At 59.2% G+C, this 23,371-nt stretch carries 17 protein-coding genes; 3 read left to right on the forward strand and 14 right to left on the reverse strand.

Features of this window, described 5'->3' with window-relative positions; all coding sequences use genetic code 11:
- From AACQ95_RS11625 to AACQ95_RS11655, 7 genes are all read right to left on the reverse strand, one after another.
- A partial coding sequence (locus AACQ95_RS11625) for a retention module-containing protein (RefSeq protein ID WP_241280930.1) occupies positions 1-1,885 on the reverse strand: 1,885 nt, incomplete at its 3' end.
- 267 nt (positions 1,886-2,152) lie between these two features.
- Positions 2,153-4,078, reverse strand: coding sequence for an EAL domain-containing protein (locus AACQ95_RS11630; RefSeq protein WP_043556504.1), 1,926 nt, complete (start codon positions 4,076-4,078; stop codon positions 2,153-2,155).
- A gap of 3 nt (positions 4,079-4,081) precedes the next feature.
- A complete protein-coding gene (locus AACQ95_RS11635; protein ID WP_241280931.1) occupies positions 4,082-4,843 on the reverse strand; it encodes a transglutaminase-like cysteine peptidase in 762 nt (253 codons plus the stop codon).
- Positions 4,844-4,961: 118 nt separating this feature from the next.
- Positions 4,962-6,290: a TolC family outer membrane protein gene (locus AACQ95_RS11640; RefSeq protein WP_043139314.1), complete on the reverse strand. Its 1,329-nt coding sequence runs from the start codon at positions 6,288-6,290 to the stop codon at positions 4,962-4,964.
- Between the two features lie 35 nt (positions 6,291-6,325).
- Entirely contained in the window at positions 6,326-7,744 is a 1,419-nt protein-coding gene (locus AACQ95_RS11645; RefSeq protein ID WP_043139311.1) for an HlyD family type I secretion periplasmic adaptor subunit, read from the reverse strand.
- Entirely contained in the window at positions 7,737-9,881 is a 2,145-nt protein-coding gene (locus AACQ95_RS11650) for a type I secretion system permease/ATPase (protein ID WP_241280932.1), read from the reverse strand. The genes AACQ95_RS11645 and AACQ95_RS11650 overlap by 8 nt, the downstream gene beginning before the upstream one ends.
- Before the next feature lie 388 nt (positions 9,882-10,269).
- Entirely contained in the window at positions 10,270-11,205 is a 936-nt protein-coding gene (locus AACQ95_RS11655; protein ID WP_241280933.1) for a TIGR01212 family radical SAM protein, read from the reverse strand.
- Positions 11,206-11,805: 600 nt separating this feature from the next.
- Here AACQ95_RS11655 and gltB point away from each other — a divergent pair.
- Complete coding sequence (gltB, locus tag AACQ95_RS11660; RefSeq protein ID WP_241280934.1) at positions 11,806-16,263, forward strand: glutamate synthase large subunit; 4,458 nt, start codon at positions 11,806-11,808, stop codon at positions 16,261-16,263.
- Between the two features lie 12 nt (positions 16,264-16,275).
- Positions 16,276-17,691: an FAD-dependent oxidoreductase gene (locus AACQ95_RS11665; protein WP_241280936.1), complete on the forward strand. Its 1,416-nt coding sequence runs from the start codon at positions 16,276-16,278 to the stop codon at positions 17,689-17,691.
- Positions 17,692-17,774: 83 nt separating this feature from the next.
- Here AACQ95_RS11665 and AACQ95_RS11670 read toward each other — a convergent pair whose 3' ends face one another.
- The 6 genes from AACQ95_RS11670 to soxR form a co-directional block, all read right to left on the reverse strand.
- Positions 17,775-18,536: an amino acid ABC transporter ATP-binding protein gene (locus tag AACQ95_RS11670; RefSeq protein ID WP_241280937.1), complete on the reverse strand. Its 762-nt coding sequence runs from the start codon at positions 18,534-18,536 to the stop codon at positions 17,775-17,777.
- Positions 18,533-19,189 (reverse strand): amino acid ABC transporter permease, encoded by a 657-nt coding sequence (locus tag AACQ95_RS11675; protein ID WP_240485632.1) that lies wholly within the window; start codon positions 19,187-19,189, stop codon positions 18,533-18,535. Before AACQ95_RS11675 ends, AACQ95_RS11670 begins: the two co-directional genes overlap by 4 nt.
- 58 nt (positions 19,190-19,247) lie before the next feature.
- Positions 19,248-20,021, reverse strand: a complete 774-nt coding sequence (locus AACQ95_RS11680; protein WP_241280939.1) for an amino acid ABC transporter substrate-binding protein — start codon at positions 20,019-20,021, stop codon at positions 19,248-19,250.
- A gap of 291 nt (positions 20,022-20,312) precedes the next feature.
- Positions 20,313-20,723: a nuclear transport factor 2 family protein gene (locus tag AACQ95_RS11685; protein ID WP_043139290.1), complete on the reverse strand. Its 411-nt coding sequence runs from the start codon at positions 20,721-20,723 to the stop codon at positions 20,313-20,315.
- 11 nt (positions 20,724-20,734) lie between these two features.
- On the reverse strand, positions 20,735-21,313 hold the full coding sequence (locus tag AACQ95_RS11690; RefSeq protein ID WP_241280942.1) for an O-methyltransferase: 579 nt from the start codon (positions 21,311-21,313) through the stop codon (positions 20,735-20,737).
- A gap of 79 nt (positions 21,314-21,392) precedes the next feature.
- A complete protein-coding gene (soxR, locus tag AACQ95_RS11695) occupies positions 21,393-21,857 on the reverse strand; it encodes a redox-sensitive transcriptional activator SoxR (RefSeq protein ID WP_241280943.1) in 465 nt (154 codons plus the stop codon).
- A gap of 66 nt (positions 21,858-21,923) precedes the next feature.
- On the opposite strand from soxR, the gene AACQ95_RS11700 reads away from it, so the two are divergent.
- Positions 21,924-22,928 carry a questin oxidase family protein gene (locus tag AACQ95_RS11700; protein ID WP_241280944.1) on the forward strand — a complete coding sequence of 335 codons (1,005 nt, stop codon included), beginning with the start codon at positions 21,924-21,926 and terminating at the stop codon, positions 22,926-22,928.
- On the opposite strand, the gene AACQ95_RS11705 is transcribed toward AACQ95_RS11700, so the two are convergent.
- Positions 22,906-23,340: a hypothetical protein gene (locus AACQ95_RS11705; RefSeq protein WP_043139280.1), complete on the reverse strand. Its 435-nt coding sequence runs from the start codon at positions 23,338-23,340 to the stop codon at positions 22,906-22,908. The genes AACQ95_RS11700 and AACQ95_RS11705 overlap by 23 nt on opposite strands.
- Positions 23,341-23,371: the final 31 nt, after the last annotated feature.

A 23,371-nucleotide genomic window follows, 5' to 3' on the forward strand; every position in this document is an offset into this window, starting at 1 on the left:
TGCCCACCTGGTTCAGCACGATGGCCTCGCCCTGTCCATCGGGAGCCTGCGGATCTACCGCAAACAGGCCGCTGACCACGTTGCTGCCCGTGAGCGCCAAGCTATAACCAATCGTGCCCGCCCCATCGGCCCCGAAGGCCGGATTGAACTGGGCCTGCACGCTGGCAGCACTCAGGCTGGCACTGGCCACCCCGTCGTTGCCCGCGCCACCCAGGCTGACCAGGCTTTCGTCCACGAACACACTGCCCACACCTTCAGATCCAGAGGTGAGCGTGACGCTCGGTACATCATCCAGGATCACCACATCCAGACTGCCACTGGTACTATCGCCATCGGTGTCCACCAGTACCACACCGAAACTCTCACCCAGAGCCGCATCATTGACAGGCTTGGTATGATTTTCATTGTCACTCAGGGTGTAGCTGTAATTAACGCTGCCTAACCCGGTGACCGGGTTGTAATTAATGCCGGTCACTACTAGCTGATTACCCAGTGGGCTGGTAATCGCCTGAGGGAACACCGTAATAGCTTGCCCATTACTGATCAGAGTGACACCGCCCAGTGTCAAACTCTGTACACCATCTGCCGCATTGAAGGTAAACACGCCACTTTGTGTAAGAGCGGTTGCATTCGGGTTGCTGCCATCTGCCAATGCAGCTTCATTTAGCGTCAGCTCACCGCCTTCCAGCTGCAAACCAGCCAGACCAACCGGCTCATCAACCGAAGTGATGGCAATAGAGAGCGTGGACTGAACCGTGTCTGTGCCGTCTGTGACGGTATAATTCACTGTCGGAACCGGCCCATCGTAATTAGGTGCTGGCGTGAACAGATAGCTGCCATCGGCATTGACCACCAAGGTTCCTACCCCAGTCAGGGTTACGGGTGTGCCCAATGCAGAATTGATGATGGAGCCCCATCTGAACCCGGTAACAGACGGAGCCTGCGGTCCATCATTGTCGATGGTATTGGCCAACAAGTTGCCAGAAATGAGGGTGTCTTCTGTCGCAACAACACTTTCGTTCTGATCGGAAAGATCATTGGCAGGAATAATTGTCAGTTCCAGTGTTGACTGAACCGTGTCAGTGCCATCGGTGACGGTATAAGTGGCAGGAGGTACAGCGCCATCATAGTTGGGGGCAGGTGTGAAAGTGAAACTGCCGTCAGCGTTAATGACGAGGCTGCCGATACCATCAATTGTGACGCTGGTACCTACAACAACGTTGACGTTATCCCCCCAGCTGAAGAGCAGCACAGACGCCGCATCAGGACCATCAGCGTTGACTGTGTTGGTGAGAACATTGCCATTCAGTACCCCATCTTCGGGAACGGTCAACTGCTCACCTTGATCCGCCAGTTCGTTGGTCAGCAGTGGTTCTGCCAGCTGCTGAGTATCGACCACTGGCTCGGTCTGGTAAGTGGTGTCAAACCCGGCTGCGGCAATCGTTGCATCACCGGTTCTATCTATGGTGACAAAGCCGCCATTACCACTGGCGCCGGCGACTCCACCAATTCCACCGCCACCACCACCTGCAGCAGGTGCCCCACCGGCGGCAGATGCCTCAAAGTTCTGCGTCGGGTCAACCCCTTGCAAGATCGATTGTTGCAATGCGGCAATATCGGGAGAGGTCGCACTCCCGGCATCCGGAGCCTGTGGCTGTCCCGGCACCGGAGCATCCGGGGCTGCGGCATCTGGCGTGGCGGAAGCAGGAGAATCGTCATAGGGGGCCAGTGTCAGCTTGGCGTCATCTGCAATATTGAGCTTGGCGCCGGGCTGAAGGATTTCACCTTTCTGCAGAGGGCGACTGCTACCATCGGCCAGCAATATTTGAACGTTGCCTTCAACAGAAGAAACCACCACGGTTTTGTCGATTACTTGGGTACGCATATCCATTGCTCCAACATGACAGATCTTGATGTCTACACCATAGATGCCTGTCCGCCTCGCTTCCGTTGCAAAAATGTACAAGATGGGTTCAAACTGGGAGCAATGCTGCGCATTAAATCGAAGGGTCTTTTTTTATATTGTTGAATCAGCCACTTGATAGGGATTCGAGTAAGCCCTTACGCGATTACTCAGCTAAAAGTCTTAATACTTATGTTTAATTCGCATAAAAAAAGGGCCCTCATGGGGCCCATTCTTGGCGCTAATGGCTCAGGACAAAGGAAAAGCGGGGTGTACGAAGCCCTGATAACCATCGATATGCAACTTGGAGAGCAACTCGACCTGATGCTGATCCTCAACACGGGTTGCGATGGTAGTCACACCCGCATTGTGAGCGGCGCGGCAAACTGCGGCCAGGAAGGAGGTATCGGCCCCTGGCTCCATGACCTGACTGGTATAACCATGGTCAACCTTGACATAGGCTGGCGCCAGCTCCTCCAGATACCCCAGAGACTGGAAGTGACGACCATAATGATCGACCCCCCACTCGAACCCATGCTCCTGCAAGGTGTTCACCAAGGCGGTCACATGTTCCTTGTGCTTCATGATGGCGGCCTCAGGTATCTCAAACAGCAACCTGTCCTTCAATTCGGCGTGAGTCGACAGATACCCCGTCAGCCAGGTCAGAAACTCATCAGAACAGAGAGAGCCTGCCGTGATATTGATGGCCAGCACCAGATCTGATTGCCGTTCAAACAGGGGCACGCAGGCATCCAGTACTGCCTGATCAAACTCGCTGCCCAGCTTGAACTGCTCGATGGCTGGCAAGAATTGGCCGGCAAAATAGTCGGTACCGTCGCGTGAAATAGAGGCAAACAACTCGGCATGCAGTCGAACCCCATTGTCGAAACGGCAAGCCGGCTGGGCCTTGAAGCGCCACAAGTGCCGGACAATGGCATCTTGCACCAGATCCCGCCAGGCCAGACGCCCCATCAAGCCCTGATCGGTACCACCTTCCATCACCACGGCACCACGGCGCTCATTGCGCGCCTTGCCCAAGGCGTTGTCGGCCTTGGTCAGCAAGGCCGAAAGATCGTCATTACCGTCACGTCCCGCAATACCGATGACGGAGAGGGCATCCCCTTCTCCCATGGGATTTACGACCAGGTCGGCAATACGAGCGTTGATGGCTTCGGCCAGCTCCTTCAGCTGAGCCAGATCATCGGTAGGACACAGCAGCGCATATTCCGTGGCGGAGATCCGTGCCAAAGCCGAGCCATCCCAACCCTTCAACTGCTCTTTCAAGGTCTGTGCTATCGACTTGACCATGTTGTCCCGCGCGGCAAAGCCCTCTTCACGGTACAGGTCATCCAGCATATCAACCGCCACCAGCATGACTCCACCTTGCCCCGCTTCGGCAATCCATGCGTTGACCTGGCCGACAAAATAGGCCCGGTTACCCAAGCCGGAAACGGCGTCCACATAGACACGCTCCCGCAATTTTTCGGCCTCTTCCGCTTGCTCTTTAAACTGCAGCGCCAGCTTGCTGGATAGGGTGTTGATGGCCTGCACCACCTGTTTCAACTCGTGGGTCTTGGGTTCTGGAATGGCGTGGCCAAAGTGGTGCAGTTCAATCTCCACCGCCTGCTCACAGATCTGTTTGAGCGGCTTGAGCAGATAGTTCAGTGCTCTCATCAACAAAATGGTGGTGATCAAAAAACCGATCAGGAACCAGCTTGCCAGTTCACTCATCCCTCGCCACAGCTCGTAATAGGCCTGCCCCGGGTGACCCACTACTTTCAATTTGCCCAGTTGCAGCCAGCCTGACGTCAGAATTGACTCGTTGGATACCTCGGGAAACAGACCCAGACCAATGAACCATTGCGGCACACCCTGAATGTTATTGGTGTTCTCCTGCTCGATGACATCCTTGGAAGCCAGCAGATCCAGCCGGATCAACCGGTAATAACCACCATCAAAGATGGCCTGGATCACTGATTCAGCCCCCACCTTGTCACCGTTTTCCAAATACGGGGTAAGCGCCAGCCCCAGCGAAGTAGCGGTATTGATGACAGTGGTTTCCTGTTGCTGCGCCAGATAGGTTCGAGTCGAATTGAACTGCACCCAATAAGTGGCCGCAAACAACAATCCGAACAGGATCAACATGGTTGCCAATAATTGTCTGTAGAGCGTCATAGGTTAATCATCCAAATTCACCACAGGCTGAGCCAATCGCCCTGAAGTCATGCGATTGCGTAAATCACTCCATAATCCCAAGCGTGACGACTGTCCGGCCAGTTCCCCTTGGCCACGCGCCTTCATCAACCACAAGTGACTACCGTTAAAGCTGTATATCGGCACCAGATCCCTGCGCTGACTGGCAGGGCGGATCGAACCGATCAAATTATCCAAAATCACAGGCACAGAGGAAGGCGTGTCATAGTAGGCAACAACCATATGAAACTGGTTATAATCCAATGCCTTGACATATACCATCCGCATTTTTTCATCCGGAATGCCAAGCTCCAGCAGGGTGAAATACTTGGAAATGCTGAAGTCTTCGCAATCACCGCCTGCCGCCCCCAAAAACTCCAGCGGGGTGGCCCAGTAATCTTTTTTGCGCCACAACTTGATGTCATCGATGAAGCGCATCTGGTTGAAAAACTGGTTTACCTTCTCCAGCTTCTGGCGCTCGTTCAGCCCTGCAGCACGATTTTGCATGACCAGCGTACGCCAGGTCGTCACACGCTTGCCCGCCCTGACCCCATAGGTTTCCTGAGCGCGCTGGACCAATTTGAGATCTTCGGGTGTCAGAGGCTGACTGGCACAGAGCAGCAGCGGAAGTGAAACCAGCAGCAACCACAGCGAGTAACGCAACCAGCGAGCGCGTAAACGCCGGCCCAACCCTGAGGCTGACACCCTGCTGCAACCGCTTGCCTTCCACCACACAGTCACGCTCATCCTCTGGCATCCAATGACAGTCACTGCCCCGGTCTAGGGTGACAGTGAGAGACAAGGGATGGCGGCAGCACGGCTGCAACCATCCCTTTCAATCGCATCAAGCCTGATGCGATCTCCATTACTGTTTAGCTTGCCAGTCGGCCGGCTGCTGGACGTTAAACGCGTTGAGCAAACTGCCTGTGGCGTTGAGGATGCGATAGTCAGCCAGCAGAGCGTCATACTCGGCGGTGATGTAGCTGCGGCGCGCCTCAAACAGTTCGTTCTCGGTGTTCAACACGTCAAGCAAGGTACGCTGGCCCAGACCAAACTGCTTCTTGTACGCCTGTACAGTGTCATAGCTGGCGTCAACGTGCTCTTTCAGGAAGGTCTTCTGTTTGGTCAGCGACTCCTTGGCGTTCCAGGCCAGGCGTGTTCCCTCTTCAACCTGACGGAAAGCATTCATGTGAATGTCTTTCGCCTGGGAGTAAAGGGCCGAGGTTGCCTTGCTTTCGGCCAGATCAGATCCGCCACGGAACAGGTTGTAACGCATCCGCACCATGGCGGTCAGATCGTCGTTATGCCCCTTGACCGCATCTATATCCTCGTTCCAGTTCTGATCCACTTCGAACGACACATTCGGATAGAAACCGGATTTGGAGCCCTCATGCTGGTACTTGGCCGCTTCGATATCCTGCAGGGAGGAGAGCAGAGTCGGGTGCACTTCGGTAGCCGTTTTCAATGCGGCATCCAGACTGGCGGGAACAAGTTCTCCATTGGGAACGGGTTGTACCAGGTCCTTTGGCATCTCGTTGACGACACGAATGAACTCACTCTCGGCATCGCGGTAGTTGTTCTCGGCGGCAGCCTGGTTGGCATAGGCACGGGCAACACGACCATCGATCTGGGTCTGGTCTGCGGTAGAGCCCAGGCCCGAGTCGGTCCGCTTGCTGATGTCGCTGCGGATCTGCTCATGGGTTTCCAGGTTCTGCTTGGACAGCTCCAGGATCTCCTGCTGGCGCAGCATGTTGAGGTAAACCTCAGCCACACGCAGCGCCGTGTTCTCCGCCTCGGAGATCATGGCCAGACGCTGAGCGTTGGCTTCGGCATCGGTCCGGGCCACGTTGCTGCTGACATTGAAACCGTCAAACAGCATCTGACGCAGGCTGATCCCGGCCTCTTTACGGGTCATAGAGTCATCTATGGTGGTCGAATTGGCACCTGCTGCACGGGTGGACGGGCTGTCGGTCTTTTCATAACCGACACCACCGCGCAGATCTATGGTGGGGTAATAACCGCCTTTGGCGCCATCATGCTGATACAGTCGAGCCTGATAGAGGTCAAAAGCTTCCTTGATTTTCGGATGGGTAGCCAGTGACTGTGCCACTGACTGTTCCAGCGTTTGAGCCTGGGTAAGGCCCGGGAACAGCACGGCGCCACTTACTAACATGGCAACAATCGTCTTCTTCATGGTATCTCCAGTCATGTTGTTTTTAGATTGTTGGCTTATCGTTCTCTCAGTGCCGACTGCCTAGCCCGTAATATCGGCTTAAGCAAATAGTCTAGGACACTTTTTTTACCAGTAATAATATCTGCACTGGCTAACATACCGGGGATGATGGGAAGTGCGTTAAGCTCATCGCCCAAGTAACTTTTCTCGGTGCGAACTCGTACCAGGTAGAAGGAGTTCCCCTCCTCATCCTGGATGGAGTCGGCACTTATCTGTTCAACCTTTCCATGTAATCCTCCATAGATAGTGAAGTCATAGGCAGTGATCTTGACCACGGCTTCGAGCCCTGGCCGCAAGAATGCAATGTCTTTCGGGGAGACCTTGGCCTCGACCAGCAGGGTGTCTTCCAGCGGCACTATCTCCATCAGATCCATCCCTGGTTGCACCACACCCCCAAGGGTATTGATCTTGAGCTTCTTGATGGTGCCTTTGAGCGGCGCAATCACGCTGGTACGGTCGACCCTGTCCCGCAGCCCTACCTGCCCCTCGGAGAGCTGGCTCAGTTTCCCCTGCCGCTCGTTGAGCTCGGTCTGTGAGTCGGCCCGAAACTTCAACGCTATGTCGTTGCGCTTGGAGATGGTCTCCCGCAGCACTGAGTTGAGTTTGGGGATCAGCAGCCGGTTGCTCTCCAGCTCCCCCTGCATCTCGTTGACCTGACGCTCCAGCTTGATGAGCTCGACCTGAGGTACTATCCCCTCCTTGGCCAGCGGGCGGCTGATATCCAGCTCCTGACGAGCCAGATCCACGCTGCGCCCGACGGTTCTGATCTTGGCGTTGAGCTCTATGGTCTCCTGCTCTTTTTGCTCGATCTGCTGGCCGAGTATATAGAGCTGGTTGTTCAGGTTGTTGAGTCGCTCATCCTGTACCGACTTTTCACGCGCAACGTACTCGGCAAACACGTTCTCGAATCCATCAGGAAAATCGATCGGCTGCTTGTCAATGGCCACTTGCTCACGCCAACCCAGATTGGGCGCGGTCTTGACCACCACACTCTGGATCTCGGCCCTTAGCCGGGCGATATCGCCCTTGAGGATCACCAGCTCCTGCTCACGCTCCCGAAAATCGGAACGGAAACGGGTGTCATCGATGCGCAGCAGCGGCTGCCCTTTCTCGACGATATCCCCCTCCTTGACGAAGATCTCCTTGACGATCCCACCCTCCAGGTTTTGGATCACCTGCAACTGACGGGACGGGATCACCTTGCCCTGCCCGACCGTCACCTCGTCCAGCTCAGCCCAGGCTGCCCAGATGATGGCGCTCATGAAGAACAGGAAGCAGGCCCATAGCAAGGCTCTTGCCCGGGTCGGGGTAGTCAGCAGGACGGCGGCGGCGCCATCGTCGACAAACTCCAGATGCTCGGGGGCAGGCAGCACAGTATCGGACGGCGACTTCTTGAACAGGCCAAATCTAGCCATTGGACGCCTCCTGCACTCGCACCTTGCCTTCCTTCAACTGTTGCAACACCACCTCTTTGGGTCCATCTGCCACTATCTGCCCCTGCTCCACGACGATGACCCGAGATGCGACATCGAGCATGGAGGTCTTGTGAGTGATGAGGATCAGGGTCGTCTCCGGTCCCAGTCGTGCCAGCTCATGCTTGACCTGCATCTCTGACTGGTTATCCATGTTGGAAGTGGGTTCGTCCATCACCAGAATGGGGGGATCGTTGAGCAGGGCCCGGGCCAGCAGGATTGCCTGACGCTGACCACCGGAGAGCTGTCGCCCCCCTTCGCCTATCTGGCGGTCCAGACCGTTCGGGTCCCGGTTGGTGAAGTTGGTCACCCCGGCCCGTTTGGCCGCACGCATGACCCGCACATCGTCCACCAGCGGGTTGCCAAGCATTATGTTGTCGCGCACCGAGCCAAAAAACAGGGTCACGTCTTGTGGCACACAGCCTATGTTGCGCCGGATCACGGATGCCGGCAGCTGATCCAGCTCGAACCCGTCGATGCGCACCGAGCCATCGGTCGGCCGATACAGGCCCATCAGGATCTTCTCGAGGGTCGTCTTACCCGCCCCGATCCGGCCTATGATGGCCACCTTCTCGCCCGGCTCGATCCGCAGATTGATGTTGTGCAGTGTGCTGCTTTCCATCCCTGGGTACTTGAACGACACATTATCAAATTCGATCCGGCCGGCTATGACAGGGTGATGAATGTACTGCTTGCCCTCCTCCTGCTCGCCCGGCGTCATCATGATCTTCTCCAGGATCTCCAGCGCGGATTTGGCCTGGTTGTAGCGGGTGGAGAGCACAGAGAGTTGCACCATGGGGGCGATGGCGCGGCTCGACAGCATGACGGCGGCGATCATGCCGCCCATGGTAACCAGCCCTTCCGATATCTGATAGACACCGACGATCACCAGGCCCACTGTCACCACCTGCTGGATGTAGCTGGCCAGGGACGACATGGAGTTGGTGATGCGGCGAGTCTGCACGCCCCAGGTCGATATATGGGATACCGCCTGTTCCCAGCGATGCTGGAACATGCTCTCGGCACCGAAGATCTTGACGGTCTCCAGCCCGGAAATACTCTCGATCAGGTTGGCATTTTTTTGGGAAGCGAGCCGCGAGCCCTCTTCGATGGACTGTTTGAGTGGCGCCTGGATATAGAAGCTGTAGGCCACCAGGATCAACATGGCAACGATGGGCACCACCACCATGACGCCGGCAAACATCCAGATGATAAAGAGGAAGAAGACCGCAAAGGGCAGATCGATAAGGGTAGAAACCGTCGCGGAAGTGAAGAACTCCCGCACTGATTCGAACTCCTGCAGGTGTTTGGCAAAGGCGCCGGTAGAGGCCGGTCTTGACTCCATCCGCATGCCCATCACCTTGGCGAAGATCTTGGCCGACAGCAGCACGTCCGATTTCTTGCCCGCGATATCGATAAAATAGCTGCGCAACTGGCGCATCACGAAATCGAAGGTAAACACCACCATGGCGCCCGCCGCCAGCACCCAGAGCGACTCGAACGCCAGGTTGGGCACGATTTTGTCATAGACGTTCATGGTGAACAGCGGGCTGGCCACCGCAAACAGGTTGATCAAAATGGAGGCGATCAGCACATCACGATAGATGCCACGGGATTCAAACAAGGTGCTCCAGAACCAGTGTCCATCACGGGTCTCCAGCACCTTGGGGGAACGGTCATCAAACTTGAACTGTTTTTTGACGAAGAAGAGCCGGCCCAGATACTCATCACCCAGCTGGGCTATGCCAAGCCACTCGGCCGCATCCCCTGCCTGAGGAAAAATCACCTTGCCCTGGGTTCTGTCTTCGTTCCACTCCAGCAGTATGCAGGCACCGCCGTTGCGCATCTGCAGCACGCAAGGCAACAACAGGGAGGAGATATCGGCAAGGGGCTGGATCACTTCCCGTGCAGACAGCCCTCCCCGCTCGGCGGCGCGACTGAACAGGTTCGGGGTCAGCAGGCCGGACACCAGCGGCAATCCAGTGGTCAGGGCATCCCTGCTGTTGGGTACGCCATAAAAGCGGGTCAGGAAGACCAGGCACTCCAACAACTCATCAATACGGTTAGTTTCTGCTTGCATAGCATCCTGTCACTGCATGATTAGGCCGACTGTAGTGGTCACACATCGCTGTCCGGCGAACGCGATCTCGTGGAATAAATAACCCGGACTCCACGGCAAGAGATCAACAGCCTGATTAACGTTAAAGCACAGGTAAATGACACTGGATGTCATCGTCAGACCTGAGAGGCATTACGCCCAAAGACGGTACGGCATGATCGGCACTCGATAGCGACACAAGATGGCGCCATGTCCGATATATCCCGCCTAAATTGGAAATAACACAAGCTTATTGATAATGATATCTTTTTCAAGCCCGCTACTATATCAAGACAATTTTACCGAAACTATACTGCAAAGACTGAATTTCATCTAATAACCCTCTGTTTTTTTGACGAAATTTGATTGCTCACTCAATACATCCTGCGAGGGAAAAAGGTCGCCCCAGGCTGTGCCCCTGAGCGCCGGAGTGAGCCAGTTCACTAGCAATATCGGCCATGGCTGTCCAGCGATTCTCGCACCAGACCGGCGCCAACAGGGTCGGACGACGAGCCGAGGCCGAGATGCGGTGGTAGACCACCTCGGGGGGCGTGTGCTGGATCATGGCCACCGCCGCCTCCACGTATTGCTCCAGGGTAAGAACTTCAAGTCGACCCGCCTGCCAGGCCTTGCCGAGGGTACTCCCCTCCACCACGTGCAGCGGGTGCAGCTTTATCCCCTCCACGCCCGTCTCCACTATGCGGTGCAACGTATTCAGGCTGTCCATGGGCACTTCACCGGGCAGGCCGACGATCAGGTGGGCGCAGACCTTGATGCCACGCCGATGGGCCCGCTCGACCGCATCGGCATAGGCCACGTAGCCGTGCCCGCGGTTGATGCGCTGCAAGGTCTTGTCATTGGCGCTCTGCAGCCCCAGCTCCAGCCATACCTCATAGCCACGGGCCTGATAGCCGGCCAGCAAGTCCAGCACTGCATCCGGCACGCAATCGGGGCGAGTGCCGACACACAAGCCCACCATGTCGCTGACCGACAGCGCCTCTTCATACATGCGCTGCAGATATTCCACCTCGGCATAGGTGCTGGTATAAGCCTGAAAGTAGGCGAGGTAGCGCTTGGCACGGGTCACTTCATCCCGGCGCGCCAGCAGTTGTTGCACCACAGAGAGCTGCTGGGCCGACTCGTCGGCAAAAGAGGAGACATTGCAGAAGGTGCAGCCACCGCGGCCCAGGGTGCCGTCCCGATTGGGGCAGGTAAAAGCGCCGTGAATGGAGAGCTTGTGGATCTTCTGGCCGTGGCGTTGCTTGAGATCCTGACCGAATGTATTGACGAGTTCGTGTAACTGCATGACACCTCCGCTAAAGGAGCGCCATTGTACGAGCTTGCACAAACAGGGCGCTGAGCTGGATCAAGGGAGGCGAGGGTCAGAAAACATATAAATATTCACCAATATTTGGATAAATATCTGCAAGTAGGTAGTTATTGACGCTTTCGAAACCCGTCAGCTAAAAACAGCGCCCAGGCCACAACCGCATAACGACCAGCTAACCACCTGTTGAGCAATGAAATTTTCCTCATAGCCTCATTGGCGACAAATGCAAGACACAGGGTGCGTAATTGTGATCGCCACCTCTCACTGGCCGGATTGATTGGTAAAATTACTACAAATCACTGCCCCCACTGAGTCAACCAACAAAACCCAGGATATCAGTATTAAATCCTGCAAAAATAAAAACAGCCAGAGCAATAGCCAATTCAAGCCCCATATACACCCGCACCCCGACATTTTGTTATGAGTTTGTAATAATGAAAACAGCCGGGATGTCCAATTGACCTTGCCGAAAAATCCCATTAGTTTGGAGATTCGCCACGTCAGGCGGACGGAACCACAAGAGCCAATCGCAATTTATGCAGTTTGCGATGCAAGGCCGAGCAAGGGAGAAATGCAATGTCACTATATGATCCAAAGCTGGAGAGGGATAACTGTGGCTTCGGCCTGTTGGCCCACATGGAAGGTGAAGCCAGCCACAAGCTTGTCCGTCTCGCGATGTCAGCATTGGCTCGCATGCAGCACCGCGGCGGCATCTCCGCCGACGGCAAGACCGGCGATGGCTGCGGTCTGCTGCTGCAAAAACCGGACAGCTTCTATCGCGCGATCGCCGAAGAGAAAGGATGGCACCTGGGCCGCAACTATGCGGTCGGCATGCTGTTCCTGAATCCGGACCCCCTGTTGGCCCAGCAGACCCGCGACATCATAGACGAGGAGCTGGAAAGAGAAACCTTGAGTCTGGTCGGTTGGCGCAAGGTGCCCATCGATACCAATGTGCTCGGTCCCATCGCCAAAGCCTCCCTGCCCAGCATCGAACAGGTCTTTGTCAACGCGCCCCCCGGCTGGGTCGACAAGGATCTCGAGCGCCGCCTCTATATAGTGCGTCGCCGCATCGAGAAGCGTATCAGCGACGACTACTTCTACGTGGTCAGCCTCTCCAATCTGGTCACAGTCTACAAAGGGCTGTGCATGCCGGTGGACTTGCCGCGCTTCTATCTGGATCTCGCCGACATCCGCATGCAGGCCGCCATCTGCGTGTTCCACCAGCGCTTCTCCACCAACACCAGCCCGCGCTGGCCGTTGGCGCAGCCGTTCCGTTATCTGGCCCACAACGGCGAAATCAACACCATAGCCGGCAACCGCCAGTGGGCCAAGGCGCGCAGCTACAAGTTCGCCACCCCGCTCATTCCGGATCTGCAAGAGGCAGCCCCCTTCGTCAACACCACTGGGTCCGACTCCTCCAGCCTGGACAACATGCTGGATCTCTTCCTGGCCGGCGGCATGGACTTGTTCCGCGCCATGCGCCTGCTGATCCCGCCGGCATGGCAAAAACACCCGAACATGGATGACGACCTGCGCGCCTTCTATGACTTCAACTCCATGCACATGGAGCCCTGGGATGGCCCGGCCGGTATCGTCATGACAGATGGCCGTTACGCCACCTGCGCGCTGGACCGCAACGGCCTGCGCCCAGCCCGCTACGTCATCACCAAGGACAAGTTCATTACGCTCGCGTCTGAGGTCGGCACCTGGGACTACACCCCGGACGAGGTGCTGGAGAAGGGCCGGGTCGGCCCGGGCGAACTGTTCGTGGTGGATACCCGTAACGGCAAGGTGTGGACCAGCTTCGAGATCGATGACGATCTCAAGAGCCGTCACACCTACAAGCAGTGGATGGACAAGCATTGCAAGCGGCTGGTGCCGTTCGAGCAGATGGATGACGCCAGCACAGGTGCCCGCGAGTTCTCGGACGACCAGCTCAAGACTTATCAGAAGCTGTTTGGCTACTCCTACGAGGAGCTGGACCAGATCATCCGCGTGCTCGGCGAGAACGGCCAGGAGGCAGTGGGCTCCATGGGGGATGACACCCCGATGGCGGTGCTCTCCTCCAGCCAGCGCACCCTGTATGACTACTTCCGCCAGATGTTCGCCCAGGTGACCAACCCGCCCATAGATCCGCTGCGGGAAAACCACGTCATGTCGCTGGCCACCTGTATCGGCCGCGAGCAAAACGTCTTCAACGAGACCTTCGGCCACGCCCACCGGGTGCTGTTCCAGTCGCCTATCCTGCTCTACTCCGACTTCCACCAGCTGCTGGCCCTGGAAGGGGAACACTATCGTCATGCGGTGCTGAGCCTGAACTACCAGCCCGAAGAGGGGCTGCAGGCGGCGCTGGAGCGGCTGTGCAAGGACGCCGCCGACAAGGCGCGCGGCGGTACCGTGCTGCTGATCCTGTCGGATCGGGACGTCAGCGCCGATACCCTGCCCATTCCGGCCGCCATGGCGGTGGGCGCAGTGCAACGCACCCTGGTGGACAACAACCTGCGCTGCGACGCCAACATTTTGGTGGAGACCGCCAGCGTGCGCGATCCGCACCACTTCTCCGTGCTGCTGGGCTTTGGCGCCACCGCCATCTACCCCTATCTGGCCTATGAAACCCTCGCCAAACAGGTCGAGGAAGGCGTGCTCAAGATGAGCCTGCGCCAGGCCATGCTCAACTACCGCAACGGCATCAACAAGGGGCTCTACAAGGTGATGTCCAAGATGGGCATCAGCACGGTCGCCAGCTACCGCTGCTCCCAGCTGTTCGAAGCCGTGGGCCTCTCCAGCGCCGTGGTCTCCATGTGCTTCCGCGGCGTCTCCAGCCGCATCCAGGGCGCCGATTTTGCCGACATCCAGCAGGATCAGCTCAATCTGGCCCGCCAGGCCTGGTTGGCGCGCAAGTCCCTCACCCAGGGCGGCCTGCTCAAGTTTGTCCACGGTGGCGAGTACCACACCTACAACCCGGACGTGGTGCAGACCCTGCAAACCGCGGTGCGCTCCGGCGACTACGCCGATTACAAGGAGTACGCCCGTCTGGTAAACGAGCGCCCTGTCTCCACCCTGCGCGATCTGCTCGCCCTGAAGAAGGTCGACAACCCAGTGGCGCTGGATCAAGTCGAGCCTGCGGCCAAGCTGTTCCCCCGCTTCGACTCCGCCGCCATGTCCATAGGCGCACTGGGGCCTGAGGCCCACGAGGCGCTGGCGGTGGCCATGAACCGGCTCGGCGGCAAGAGCAACTCGGGCGAGGGTGGCGAAGATCCCAAGCGTTTCGGTACCGAGAAGAATTCGCGCATCAAGCAGGTGGCCTCGGGGCGCTTCGGCGTCACCCCCCACTACCTGATGAACGCCGACGTGGTGCAGATCAAGGTGGCTCAGGGCGCCAAGCCCGGCGAGGGCGGTCAGCTGCCCGGTGACAAGGTCACGGCCCAGATAGCCAAACTGCGTTATTCCGTGCCCGGCGTGACCCTGATCTCGCCGCCGCCGCACCACGACATCTACTCCATCGAGGACTTGGCCCAGCTCATCTTCGACATCAAGCAGATCAATCCGGACTGCCTTGTGTCGGTCAAGCTGGTCTCCGAACCCGGCGTCGGCACCATCGCCTGCGGCGTGGCCAAGGCCTATGCCGACTTCATCACAGTCTCGGGTTATGACGGCGGCACCGGTGCCAGCCCGCTGAGTTCGGTCAAATATGCCGGCTCCCCCTGGGAGCTGGGCCTGGCCGAGACCCAGCAGGCGCTGGTCGCCAACGGCCTGCGCCACAAGGTGCGCCTCCAGGTGGATGGCGGCCTCAAAACGGGTCTGGACATCATCAAGGCGGCCATTCTCGGCGCCGAGAGCTTCGGCTTCGGTACCGGCCCCATGGTGGCGCTCGGCTGCAAATACCTGCGCATCTGCCACCTGAACAACTGCGCCACCGGCGTCGCTACCCAGGATGAGAAGCTGCGCCGCGAGCACTTCACCGGCCTGCCGGAGATGGTGATGAACTACTTCAAGTTCATCGCCGAGGAGACCCGCGAGCTGATGGCCCAACTTGGCGTCACCCAGCTCACCGACCTCATCGGTCGTACCGACCTGCTGGAAGCCCTGCCCGGCCTCACCGCTCGTCAGGCCAAGCTGGATCTCTCCGGCCTGCTGGCGAGCCCGGTGGCACCGGCAGGCTCCAGCCTGTTCAGCCAGCAGCACAACCCGACCTTCGACAAGGGTCCGCTCAACCTCAAGATGGTGGAAGACCTGCTGGAGGCGGTCGAGCACAAGTCTGGCGGCGAATTCCGCTATGACATCCGCAACACGGATCGCTCCGTGGGTGCCCGTCTCTCCGGCGAGATAGTCAAACGCCACGGCAACCAGGGCATGGCGGCCGATCCGGTGAAGGTTCACTTCAACGGCACCGCAGGCCAGAGCTTCGGCGTCTGGAACGCGGGTGGCCTCGAGATGATACTCACGGGTGACGCCAACGACTACGTGGGCAAGGGCATGACAGGCGGCAAGCTGGTGGTCAAACCCCACGTCGGCGTGGCGTTCAAGTCCCACGAGGCGGCCATCATAGGCAACACCTGCCTCTATGGCGCCACCGGCGGCAAGCTCTACGCTGCAGGCACGGCGGGCGAGCGCTTCGCGGTGCGCAACTCCGGCGCCCTGGCGGTGGTCGAGGGGATTGGCGACAACGGCTGTGAATACATGACAGGCGGTATCGTCACCATACTCGGCACCACGGGTGTCAACTTCGCGGCGGGCATGACGGGCGGTTTTGCCTACGTGCTGGACGAGTGCGGCAACTTTGCCAAGCGCACCAACCCCGAGCTGGTGGAACTGCTGGATGTGGCGGATCTCGCCATCCACCAGGAGCACCTGCGCGGTATCATAACGGCGCACCTCAATGAGACCGGCAGCTCGCGCGCCGAGGAGATCCTGGCCCATTTCGACGCCTATGTGCCCAAGTTCAGGCTGATCAAACCCAAGTCCAGCGACGTCAAGTCCCTGCTTGGCCACACCAGCCGTTCCAGTGCAGAACTCAGAATCCAGGCGCAATAAGGAGGGAACCCTATGAGCCAGAACGTATTCCAGTTTATCGATGTCCAGCGGGTCGACCCGCCCAAGAAGCCGCTCAAGATCCGCAAGATCCAGTTTGTGGAGATCTACGAGCCCTTCAACCAGGCCCAGGTCGGCATGCAGGCGGATCGCTGCCTCGACTGCGGCAACCCCTATTGCGAGTGGAAGTGCCCGGTGCACAACTACATCCCCAACTGGCTGAAACTGGCCAACGAGGGGCGCATCCTGGAGGCGGTGGAGCTCTCCCACCAGACCAACAGCCTGCCGGAAGTGTGCGGCCGGGTCTGCCCGCAAGACAGACTGTGCGAGGGTGCCTGCACCCTGAATGATCGCTTCGGCGCCGTCACCATAGGCAACATAGAGAAATACATCACCGACAAGGCGTTCGAGATGGGCTGGCGCCCGGATCTCTCCAAGGTGGTGAAGACAGACAAACGGGTCGCCGTCATAGGTGCGGGCCCGGCCGGGCTCGCCTGCGCCGACGTGCTGGCGCGCAGCGGTGTCAGCGCCGTGGTGTTCGACAAGTATCCAGAGATCGGTGGCCTGCTCACCTTCGGCATTCCCTCCTTCAAGCTGGAAAAAGAGGTGATGCAGCGTCGGCGCGAGATCTTCGAGGGCATGGGGATCGAGTTCCGCCTCGAGACCGAGGTGGGCAAGGATGTCACCTTCGCCGACCTGCTCGGCGAGTTCGATGCCGTCTTCCTCGGGGTCGGCACCTACAAGTACATGAAGGGCGGCTTCGACAACGAGACGGCCCCCGGTGTGTACGACGCCCTGCCCTACCTCATCTCCAACGCCAACCGGTTGCTGGGCTTTGAGAAGGCACAGGCCGATTACATCGACTTCGCCGGCAAGCAGGTGGTGGTACTCGGCGGCGGCGATACCGCCATGGACTGCGTCCGTACCGCCATCCGCCAGGGCGCCGACAAGGTGATCTGCGCCTACCGCCGGGACGCCGAGAACATGCCTGGCTCCAAGCGGGAGGTGAAGAACGCCCAGGAGGAAGGGGTGGAATTCATGTTCAACCTGCAGCCGGTCGGCGTCGAACTCGATGCCCATGGCCGTACCTGCGGCATCAAGGTGGTGAGCACCGAGCTCAGTGCGCCCGATGCCAACGGCCGCCGCAATCCTGTGGTTGTGACAGGCTCCGAGCAGGTGCTGGCCGCCGATGCCGTGGTGATGGCGTTCGGCTTCCAGCCCAACCCCCAGCCCTGGATGGCGGAGTACGGTATCGAGCTCGACAGCCGGGACAGGATCAAGGCCCCCGAGCAGGCCGAACATGCCTTCCAGACCAGCAACCCCAAGGTGTTCGCCGGTGGCGACGCTGTGCGTGGCTCGGATCTGGTGGTCACCGCCATCTACGAGGGCCGCAAGGCCGCCGAAGGGATCATGGACTACCTGGCCGTGTAAGCTGCCGTCCAAGGCTTCCACAAGCAAACAGCCCCGCAGATGCGGGGCTGTTTTTTATATGGTTGTCGTCCGGGCAAGCGCCGCTAGATGCTCCAGCTCTCCGGCAACCGCTCGGTCAGGGTGGAGATGTACTCGAAGGTGCGGGCCCGCTTGGGAGTGGTAAACATCTGGCGCGCACTGCCCGCCTCCACCACCTCGCCAGATTCCAGAAAGATCACCTGTTGCGCTATCTGGGATGCCAGACGCAAGTCGTGGGTGGCGATCAGCATGGTGGTCCCTTCACGGGCCAGCTGGCGCAGCACGGCCACCACCTCCAGCGCGAGCTCGGGATCCAGCGCCGAGGTGGGCTCGTCACAGAGCAGCACCTTGGGCGCCGGTGCCAGCGCCCGGGCTATGGCGACTCTCTGCTGCTGGCCGCCGGAGAGGGTGGCGGGCACCGCCTCGGCCTTGTGCCTGAGCCCCACCTTGTCGAGCAGTTGCAAGCCGCGCGCCTGCGCTTTCGCCTTGGGCCACTTCAGCACTGTCACCAGTCCCTCCATCACGTTTTCCAGCACCGTCATGTGAGGGAACAGCTGGAAGTTCTGAAACACCATGCCGGTCTGCTGGCGCAGGCTCAGCACGCTTTGCCGTGACAGATGCTGGGTAAAGTCGAGCTCGCTGCCCCCCAGCACCAGCTGCCCCGCATCGGGTCGCTCCAGCAGGTTCACGCAGCGCAGCAAGGTGCTCTTGCCGCTGCCGGAGGGGCCTATCAGGGCGGTAACGCTGCCCGCCGCCATGGCAAGGTCTATCCCCTTGAGCACCCGCTGGCCGCCAAACTGTTTCTCGATGCCGCTCAATCGGATCATAGGGCAAGCTCCCGGGTCTCTTTGTGGGTCAGTCTGCGCTCCAGCCTGTCTTGCAGGGTGGAGAGCACAGAGCTGAACAGCAAGTAGATGATGGCCGTCTCGACATAGAGGATGAGCGGCTCATAGGTGACGGAGGCGAGTCGCTGGGCCGCCTGAAACAGCTCGGGCACGGTCACCGCCGCCGCCAGCGAGGTGTCCTTGACCAGCGAGATGAAGGTGTTGGAGAGCGGTGGCACAGCGATGCGCGCCGCCTGCGGCAGGATCACCCGCCACATCACCTGGGGCCAGTTCATGCCGATGGAGTAGGCAGCCTCCCACTGCCCCTTGGGGATGGCGGCCAGGGTCGCGCGGATGATCTCCGAGCTGTAGGCACCTATGTTGAGGGTGAAACCGATGACGGCGGCGGTAAAGGCATCCAGCACTATGCCGGCACTCGGCAAACCATAAAAAATCAGAAAGAGCTGCACCAGCAGCGGCGTGCCCCGAATAAGCCAGACATAGAAGCGGACCAGGGCGACCAGCGGAGCGGGACCATATAACCTTGCCAGTGCCACCAGGAAACCGAGCAATATTCCCAATACGAAGGTGATCAGGGTCAAGGGCACGGTAAAAATAAGCCCCGCACTGAGCAGGGGCCAAAAAGAGTCGATCATTAACTGCAACCAAGCTGGCACGTTAATTCCCCTTTATTGTTATTATTCGGCCAAGTTATTAATTCGAGACGTCAGTGCCAAAATATTTCAGCGATATCTTCTGATAGGCACCGTCTTGCTTGGCGGTGCGCAGCGTCTGATTGATGGCGGCCAGCAATTCCGGTTGTCCCTTGGCGAGCAGGGCGGCCGATTGATCCCCCTTCGGCTCGGTCGCCGCCACCTTCAACTTGGCATCCGGCTTCTGCTTCTTGAAGTCCAGGTAGGAGAGGCTGTCGTTGATGGTGGCATCCACCCGCCCGGTCAGCACCAGCTCAAGGGACTGGTTGAACCCCTCGGTGGCCACCACCTCGGCCCCCGATTTTTTGGCCAGCTGGGCGAAGTTGCTGGTCAGGGACTGGGAGGATGTCTTGCCCTTCAGATCCGCGAAGCTCTTGATGGTGCCGTTGTCGCTGTGTACCACCACCACTGCCTTGGAGGTGATGTAGGGGTCTGAAAAGTCATATTTTTTCAGCCGCTCCGGGGTGATGGCCACTTCGTTGAGCACCAGATCGTAGCGCTTGGCATCCACCCCGGCGATGAGCCCGTCCCACTTGCCTTCGACGAACTCCGGCTTCACCCCGAGACCGCGAGCGATCAGCTCGCCAATCTCAACGTCAAAACCCACCAGTTTGCCGCTCTTGTCGTGGTAGGTAAACGGAGGATAGGCCCCTTCAGTGCCTATCTTGATCACCCCGGCACTCTGAATGGCGGCGAGGCTGGATTGGGCCTCGGCCGATGTCATCAGAGCCAGCGGAAGCGCCGCCAGCAAAAACAGGGAACGTACTTTTTTCATGAATCACCTCGTTATATTTATAAATACCCAGAACGCTTGCCAAATAAAATGTATTGGCGCCATGCAATTATTATTTTCCGAACCTGAATTCGTAGCGGGCCGATTGATATCATTCGCTGCAACATCACAGATTAATCCGGCTGACTATCGGCATGGACAAAACATAACGCGGGCCATTCCATTGCCAAACAATAAAATGTGGGGATATTTATCGAAATTATGGATAACGAGGATAAGGTAAACAACATAAGCATTCCCCCAGGGTGGCATGGCTCACCCTGGGGGCCGGGATCAGGCGAGTTGCGACTCCCGGGGGATCGGGGTCACCCAGGGTCGACGCCAGTGGGGGGCCTCGTAGAGATCGGGCCAGAACTCGGTCTGGTGCAGGATGGCGTCTCCGCGCACAGTGTGAAAGGTGATGGCGCGGGCCTGCACCAGACCATCGGTGATCAACACCTCTGTCACCACCTCCCGCCCCTGCTCCAGCAGCCGGACCACCTCAAAATTCCAGGGGCCCGCAGCCGGATAGCGGCGGTTGATCTCGATGAAGTTGCAGCGCCCTGCGATCCGCTCGCCCGACTGCGGCCAGTCACAGACATAATCCTCGCACAGCCACCTGGCCGCCTTGGCAAAATCGTTGCTCTGCATGGCCTGCCAATAGGCCTCTACCACAGCTCTTGGTTCCATGGTCTTGAATTCCATGCTCACTCTCCCTACAGACGCACCACCAGCCACTCCCCCTTGCCCACCGGCACCAGCGTGCTCTGGAAGGCCGGATCGCGCTGCACCTCACTCATCCACTCGACCATCTCGTCCCGATGGGAGATGGCGTTGTCCACCACCAGCAAGCCGCGAGGGGCAAGCAGGCGCCGGATCTGCGGCCACCAGGCCCGATAGTGCTGACGATCTGAATCCAGGAAGATCAGCTGATAACCTTCCGTCGGCAGCTCGGCCAGCAGGGCCCCCGCCTCGCCCGCCAGCTGGGTTATCCAGGGGCCTAGGCCGGCGCGCTGGAAGTTGGCAGCGGCCATAACCCGTTTGCCCTCATCCAGCTCTATGGTGGTGACCCGGCCATCTAGCCTGCGTACCGCCTCGGCCAGCCAGAGGGTGGAGTAACCGTTGGAGGTGCCTATCTCCAGCACGGCGTCTGCCCCCCTGGTCTGCACCAGCACCGCCAGCAGCTCGCCGGTATCGCGGGTGATGTTGAGCATCTTGCTGCCACGGGTCTGCTGCTGGCTGTCGTTGTATTCGCCAAACTGCTCCAATTCCCGTTTAAGCTGTTCCAGTGCCATGTCTCCTCCTTGACGGTTAAACGAGTCGGCCCTGTGCATGGCATGGCTGGGTCGACACTCATGTTCATCATGTTGCTGATCACTCGTCGGACGGCGGTGCATCCCCCAGCAGATAGCGGGGGCCGGCGCCCTGTCTTGCGGCCTGATCATCCGGGTTGTAAAGGGCGCAGTGCTCGAGCGACAGGCAACCGCAGCCGATGCAGGAGGTGAGCTTGCCCTTGAGCTGCAGCAGAGCCTCGATGCGCTGATCGAGCAGCCCCTGCCACTGGCTGGCGATCTGCTCCCAGTCGCGACGATCCGGTGTGCGGCCATCGGGCAAACCGGCGAGGGCATCGGCAATGTCGCCAAGGCTCAACCCCATCCCCTGCGCCACCCGGATGAAGGCGATCCGGCGCAGCGCATCCTGCGGATAGAGGCGCTGACCTCCATGGCTGCGCACGCTGCGAAGCAGCCCCTTCTGCTCGTAAAAACGCAAGGCACTGGCGTTGACGCCGGAGCGACTGGCTATCTGGCCTATGGCTAACCACTTGCGATCCGTATCCATCCTTGACCTCAAGTTAGCTTTAACTTGCACAATCCTGTCTCCCTTAATGAAAGGAGTCAAACGATTATGCATCATCTTCATCGCCTGCTCGATGCCAACCGTGCTTTTGCCCTCAATGGCCGGGGCACCACCAACCACTGCCCGATGGCGCTGCACGCCCTGCACGAGATGGGAGCCAGCCCCCGCCAGCTGCAGCATTTCTTCGATCACTGGCAGGCAACCCATGCGCTGCCGAGCGGGGAACCAAGTCAGGGGGAGGATGAAATCAGCTTCGTTCGGCTGCGTCAGCAGCTGGCAAACCGGCTCGCTACCCAAGGCTGGCAGCCCACCTTTGAGACACTGCTGGCACGCCGACTCTCACCGGCGGGAGGGGCCTTTCACCCCCTGATCCGCTTCGCCTGCGCCCTGGAAAATGGCCATCTGGGGGAGCAGGCCGCGGCGCTGGCCGCCTGGCAGTGCCGCCCCCTGATACTGCCTGCCGGAGAGGCCGCCCCCAGCCGGGATGTCGCCAGCCTGCTGGCCGGGCTTTCCGCACAGTGGGAGGGTGCGAGCTGGCAGGGCGAGTGGATCACGGAGCGATTGCAGCAGGTGGCAGAGGCGCCGCGCTGGCCGGGCACACTGCCATGCTCACTCGCCGAGTCATCGGCAGTATTCACCCAGCTGGCCGAGATCGCCCTGCAGCTCTATTGGCAGACCGGCAATTTCACCGTGTTGCACATGGTGACCGGCAGCCGAGCCGCCGCCTTGGTCGCGCAGCAGTTGCCCGGCGAGTGGCAAGCGCCGTGGCAAACCCTGATGTGGCAGGCGGTGGCGGCGGCTTATATCACGGTCGGGGCGCCCGCGTTGCGTTCCCAGCGCTGGCCGGACGCCACAGGGCTGGATTGGCAGAGGGTGTTGCCACTGGCGCTGGCCAGCCTGGACGATCATGTGATCAAGCTGGTGCACTGCTGCTGGCGGGAGCGGGACGCATCGCCTCGTTATCTGGCGGTGGCGGCGCGCGCTGTAGGGCTGCTGGATGCGAGCAGCGGCAAGGCGCGAGTCAGCCCGCCTAGGGCGCAGCCAGGCGATTGAAGCTGATGGCGGGGCAACGCGGGGCAACCCCCTGGGTCAGGGTCAAGGGCTGGGCGCGATAACTGAGGTGATAGAGGCCTGGGCGCGACAAATCGTAGACCTGGGTCAGATCCGCATCCGCCTGGCTCTGCTGGCCCGGTCCCAGTATGAAGAAATCCTCGGCCGCGGGAGCACCACGCTTGGCGAGCGGCCCCTTGTAGGCCAGCGGCTGGTTATCCAGGGTGAGTTCGATGGCATCGGCAAACCAGCCCTCGAACGGGGTGAACCAGCTCAGCACCTCGAGCGGCCCCTCCCCCTTGTTGGTCAAGGTCATCACCAGGGGCAAGGGCTCGTCCACCCGGCTTTGTGCCTTGACCGACAGCTCGCACTGCAGGGGGGCGAGTGCGAGGGTCGTGAGCAAGAGTGTCATCATGGCGCCTCCTTCAACATCAAAAAAGGGGCCT

Origin of the sequence: Aeromonas sp. MR19, assembly GCF_963899305.1 — a bacterium.
Taxonomy (GTDB): domain Bacteria; phylum Pseudomonadota; class Gammaproteobacteria; order Enterobacterales; family Aeromonadaceae; genus Aeromonas; species Aeromonas bestiarum.

Coding starts and splice junctions, on each gene's coding strand:
- AACQ95_RS11685 (WP_043139290.1), bottom strand. CDS start 20,723: ATGGAATTCAAGACCATGGAACCAAGAGCTGTGGTAGAGGCCTATTGG.
- AACQ95_RS11635 (WP_241280931.1), bottom strand. CDS start 4,843: ATGAGCGTGACTGTGTGGTGGAAGGCAAGCGGTTGCAGCAGGGTGTCA.
- AACQ95_RS11655 (WP_241280933.1), bottom strand. CDS start 11,205: ATGCAGTTACACGAACTCGTCAATACATTCGGTCAGGATCTCAAGCAA.
- AACQ95_RS11665 (WP_241280936.1), top strand. CDS start 16,276: ATGAGCCAGAACGTATTCCAGTTTATCGATGTCCAGCGGGTCGACCCG.
- AACQ95_RS11680 (WP_241280939.1), bottom strand. CDS start 20,021: ATGAAAAAAGTACGTTCCCTGTTTTTGCTGGCGGCGCTTCCGCTGGCT.
- AACQ95_RS11675 (WP_240485632.1), bottom strand. CDS start 19,189: ATGATCGACTCTTTTTGGCCCCTGCTCAGTGCGGGGCTTATTTTTACC.
- gltB (WP_241280934.1), top strand. CDS start 11,806: ATGTCACTATATGATCCAAAGCTGGAGAGGGATAACTGTGGCTTCGGC.
- AACQ95_RS11690 (WP_241280942.1), bottom strand. CDS start 21,313: ATGGCACTGGAACAGCTTAAACGGGAATTGGAGCAGTTTGGCGAATAC.
- AACQ95_RS11645 (WP_043139311.1), bottom strand. CDS start 7,744: ATGGCTAGATTTGGCCTGTTCAAGAAGTCGCCGTCCGATACTGTGCTG.
- AACQ95_RS11650 (WP_241280932.1), bottom strand. CDS start 9,881: ATGCAAGCAGAAACTAACCGTATTGATGAGTTGTTGGAGTGCCTGGTC.
- AACQ95_RS11630 (WP_043556504.1), bottom strand. CDS start 4,078: ATGACGCTCTACAGACAATTATTGGCAACCATGTTGATCCTGTTCGGA.
- AACQ95_RS11670 (WP_241280937.1), bottom strand. CDS start 18,536: ATGATCCGATTGAGCGGCATCGAGAAACAGTTTGGCGGCCAGCGGGTG.
- soxR (WP_241280943.1), bottom strand. CDS start 21,857: ATGGATACGGATCGCAAGTGGTTAGCCATAGGCCAGATAGCCAGTCGC.
- AACQ95_RS11705 (WP_043139280.1), bottom strand. CDS start 23,340: ATGATGACACTCTTGCTCACGACCCTCGCACTCGCCCCCCTGCAGTGC.
- AACQ95_RS11700 (WP_241280944.1), top strand. CDS start 21,924: ATGCATCATCTTCATCGCCTGCTCGATGCCAACCGTGCTTTTGCCCTC.
- AACQ95_RS11640 (WP_043139314.1), bottom strand. CDS start 6,290: ATGAAGAAGACGATTGTTGCCATGTTAGTAAGTGGCGCCGTGCTGTTC.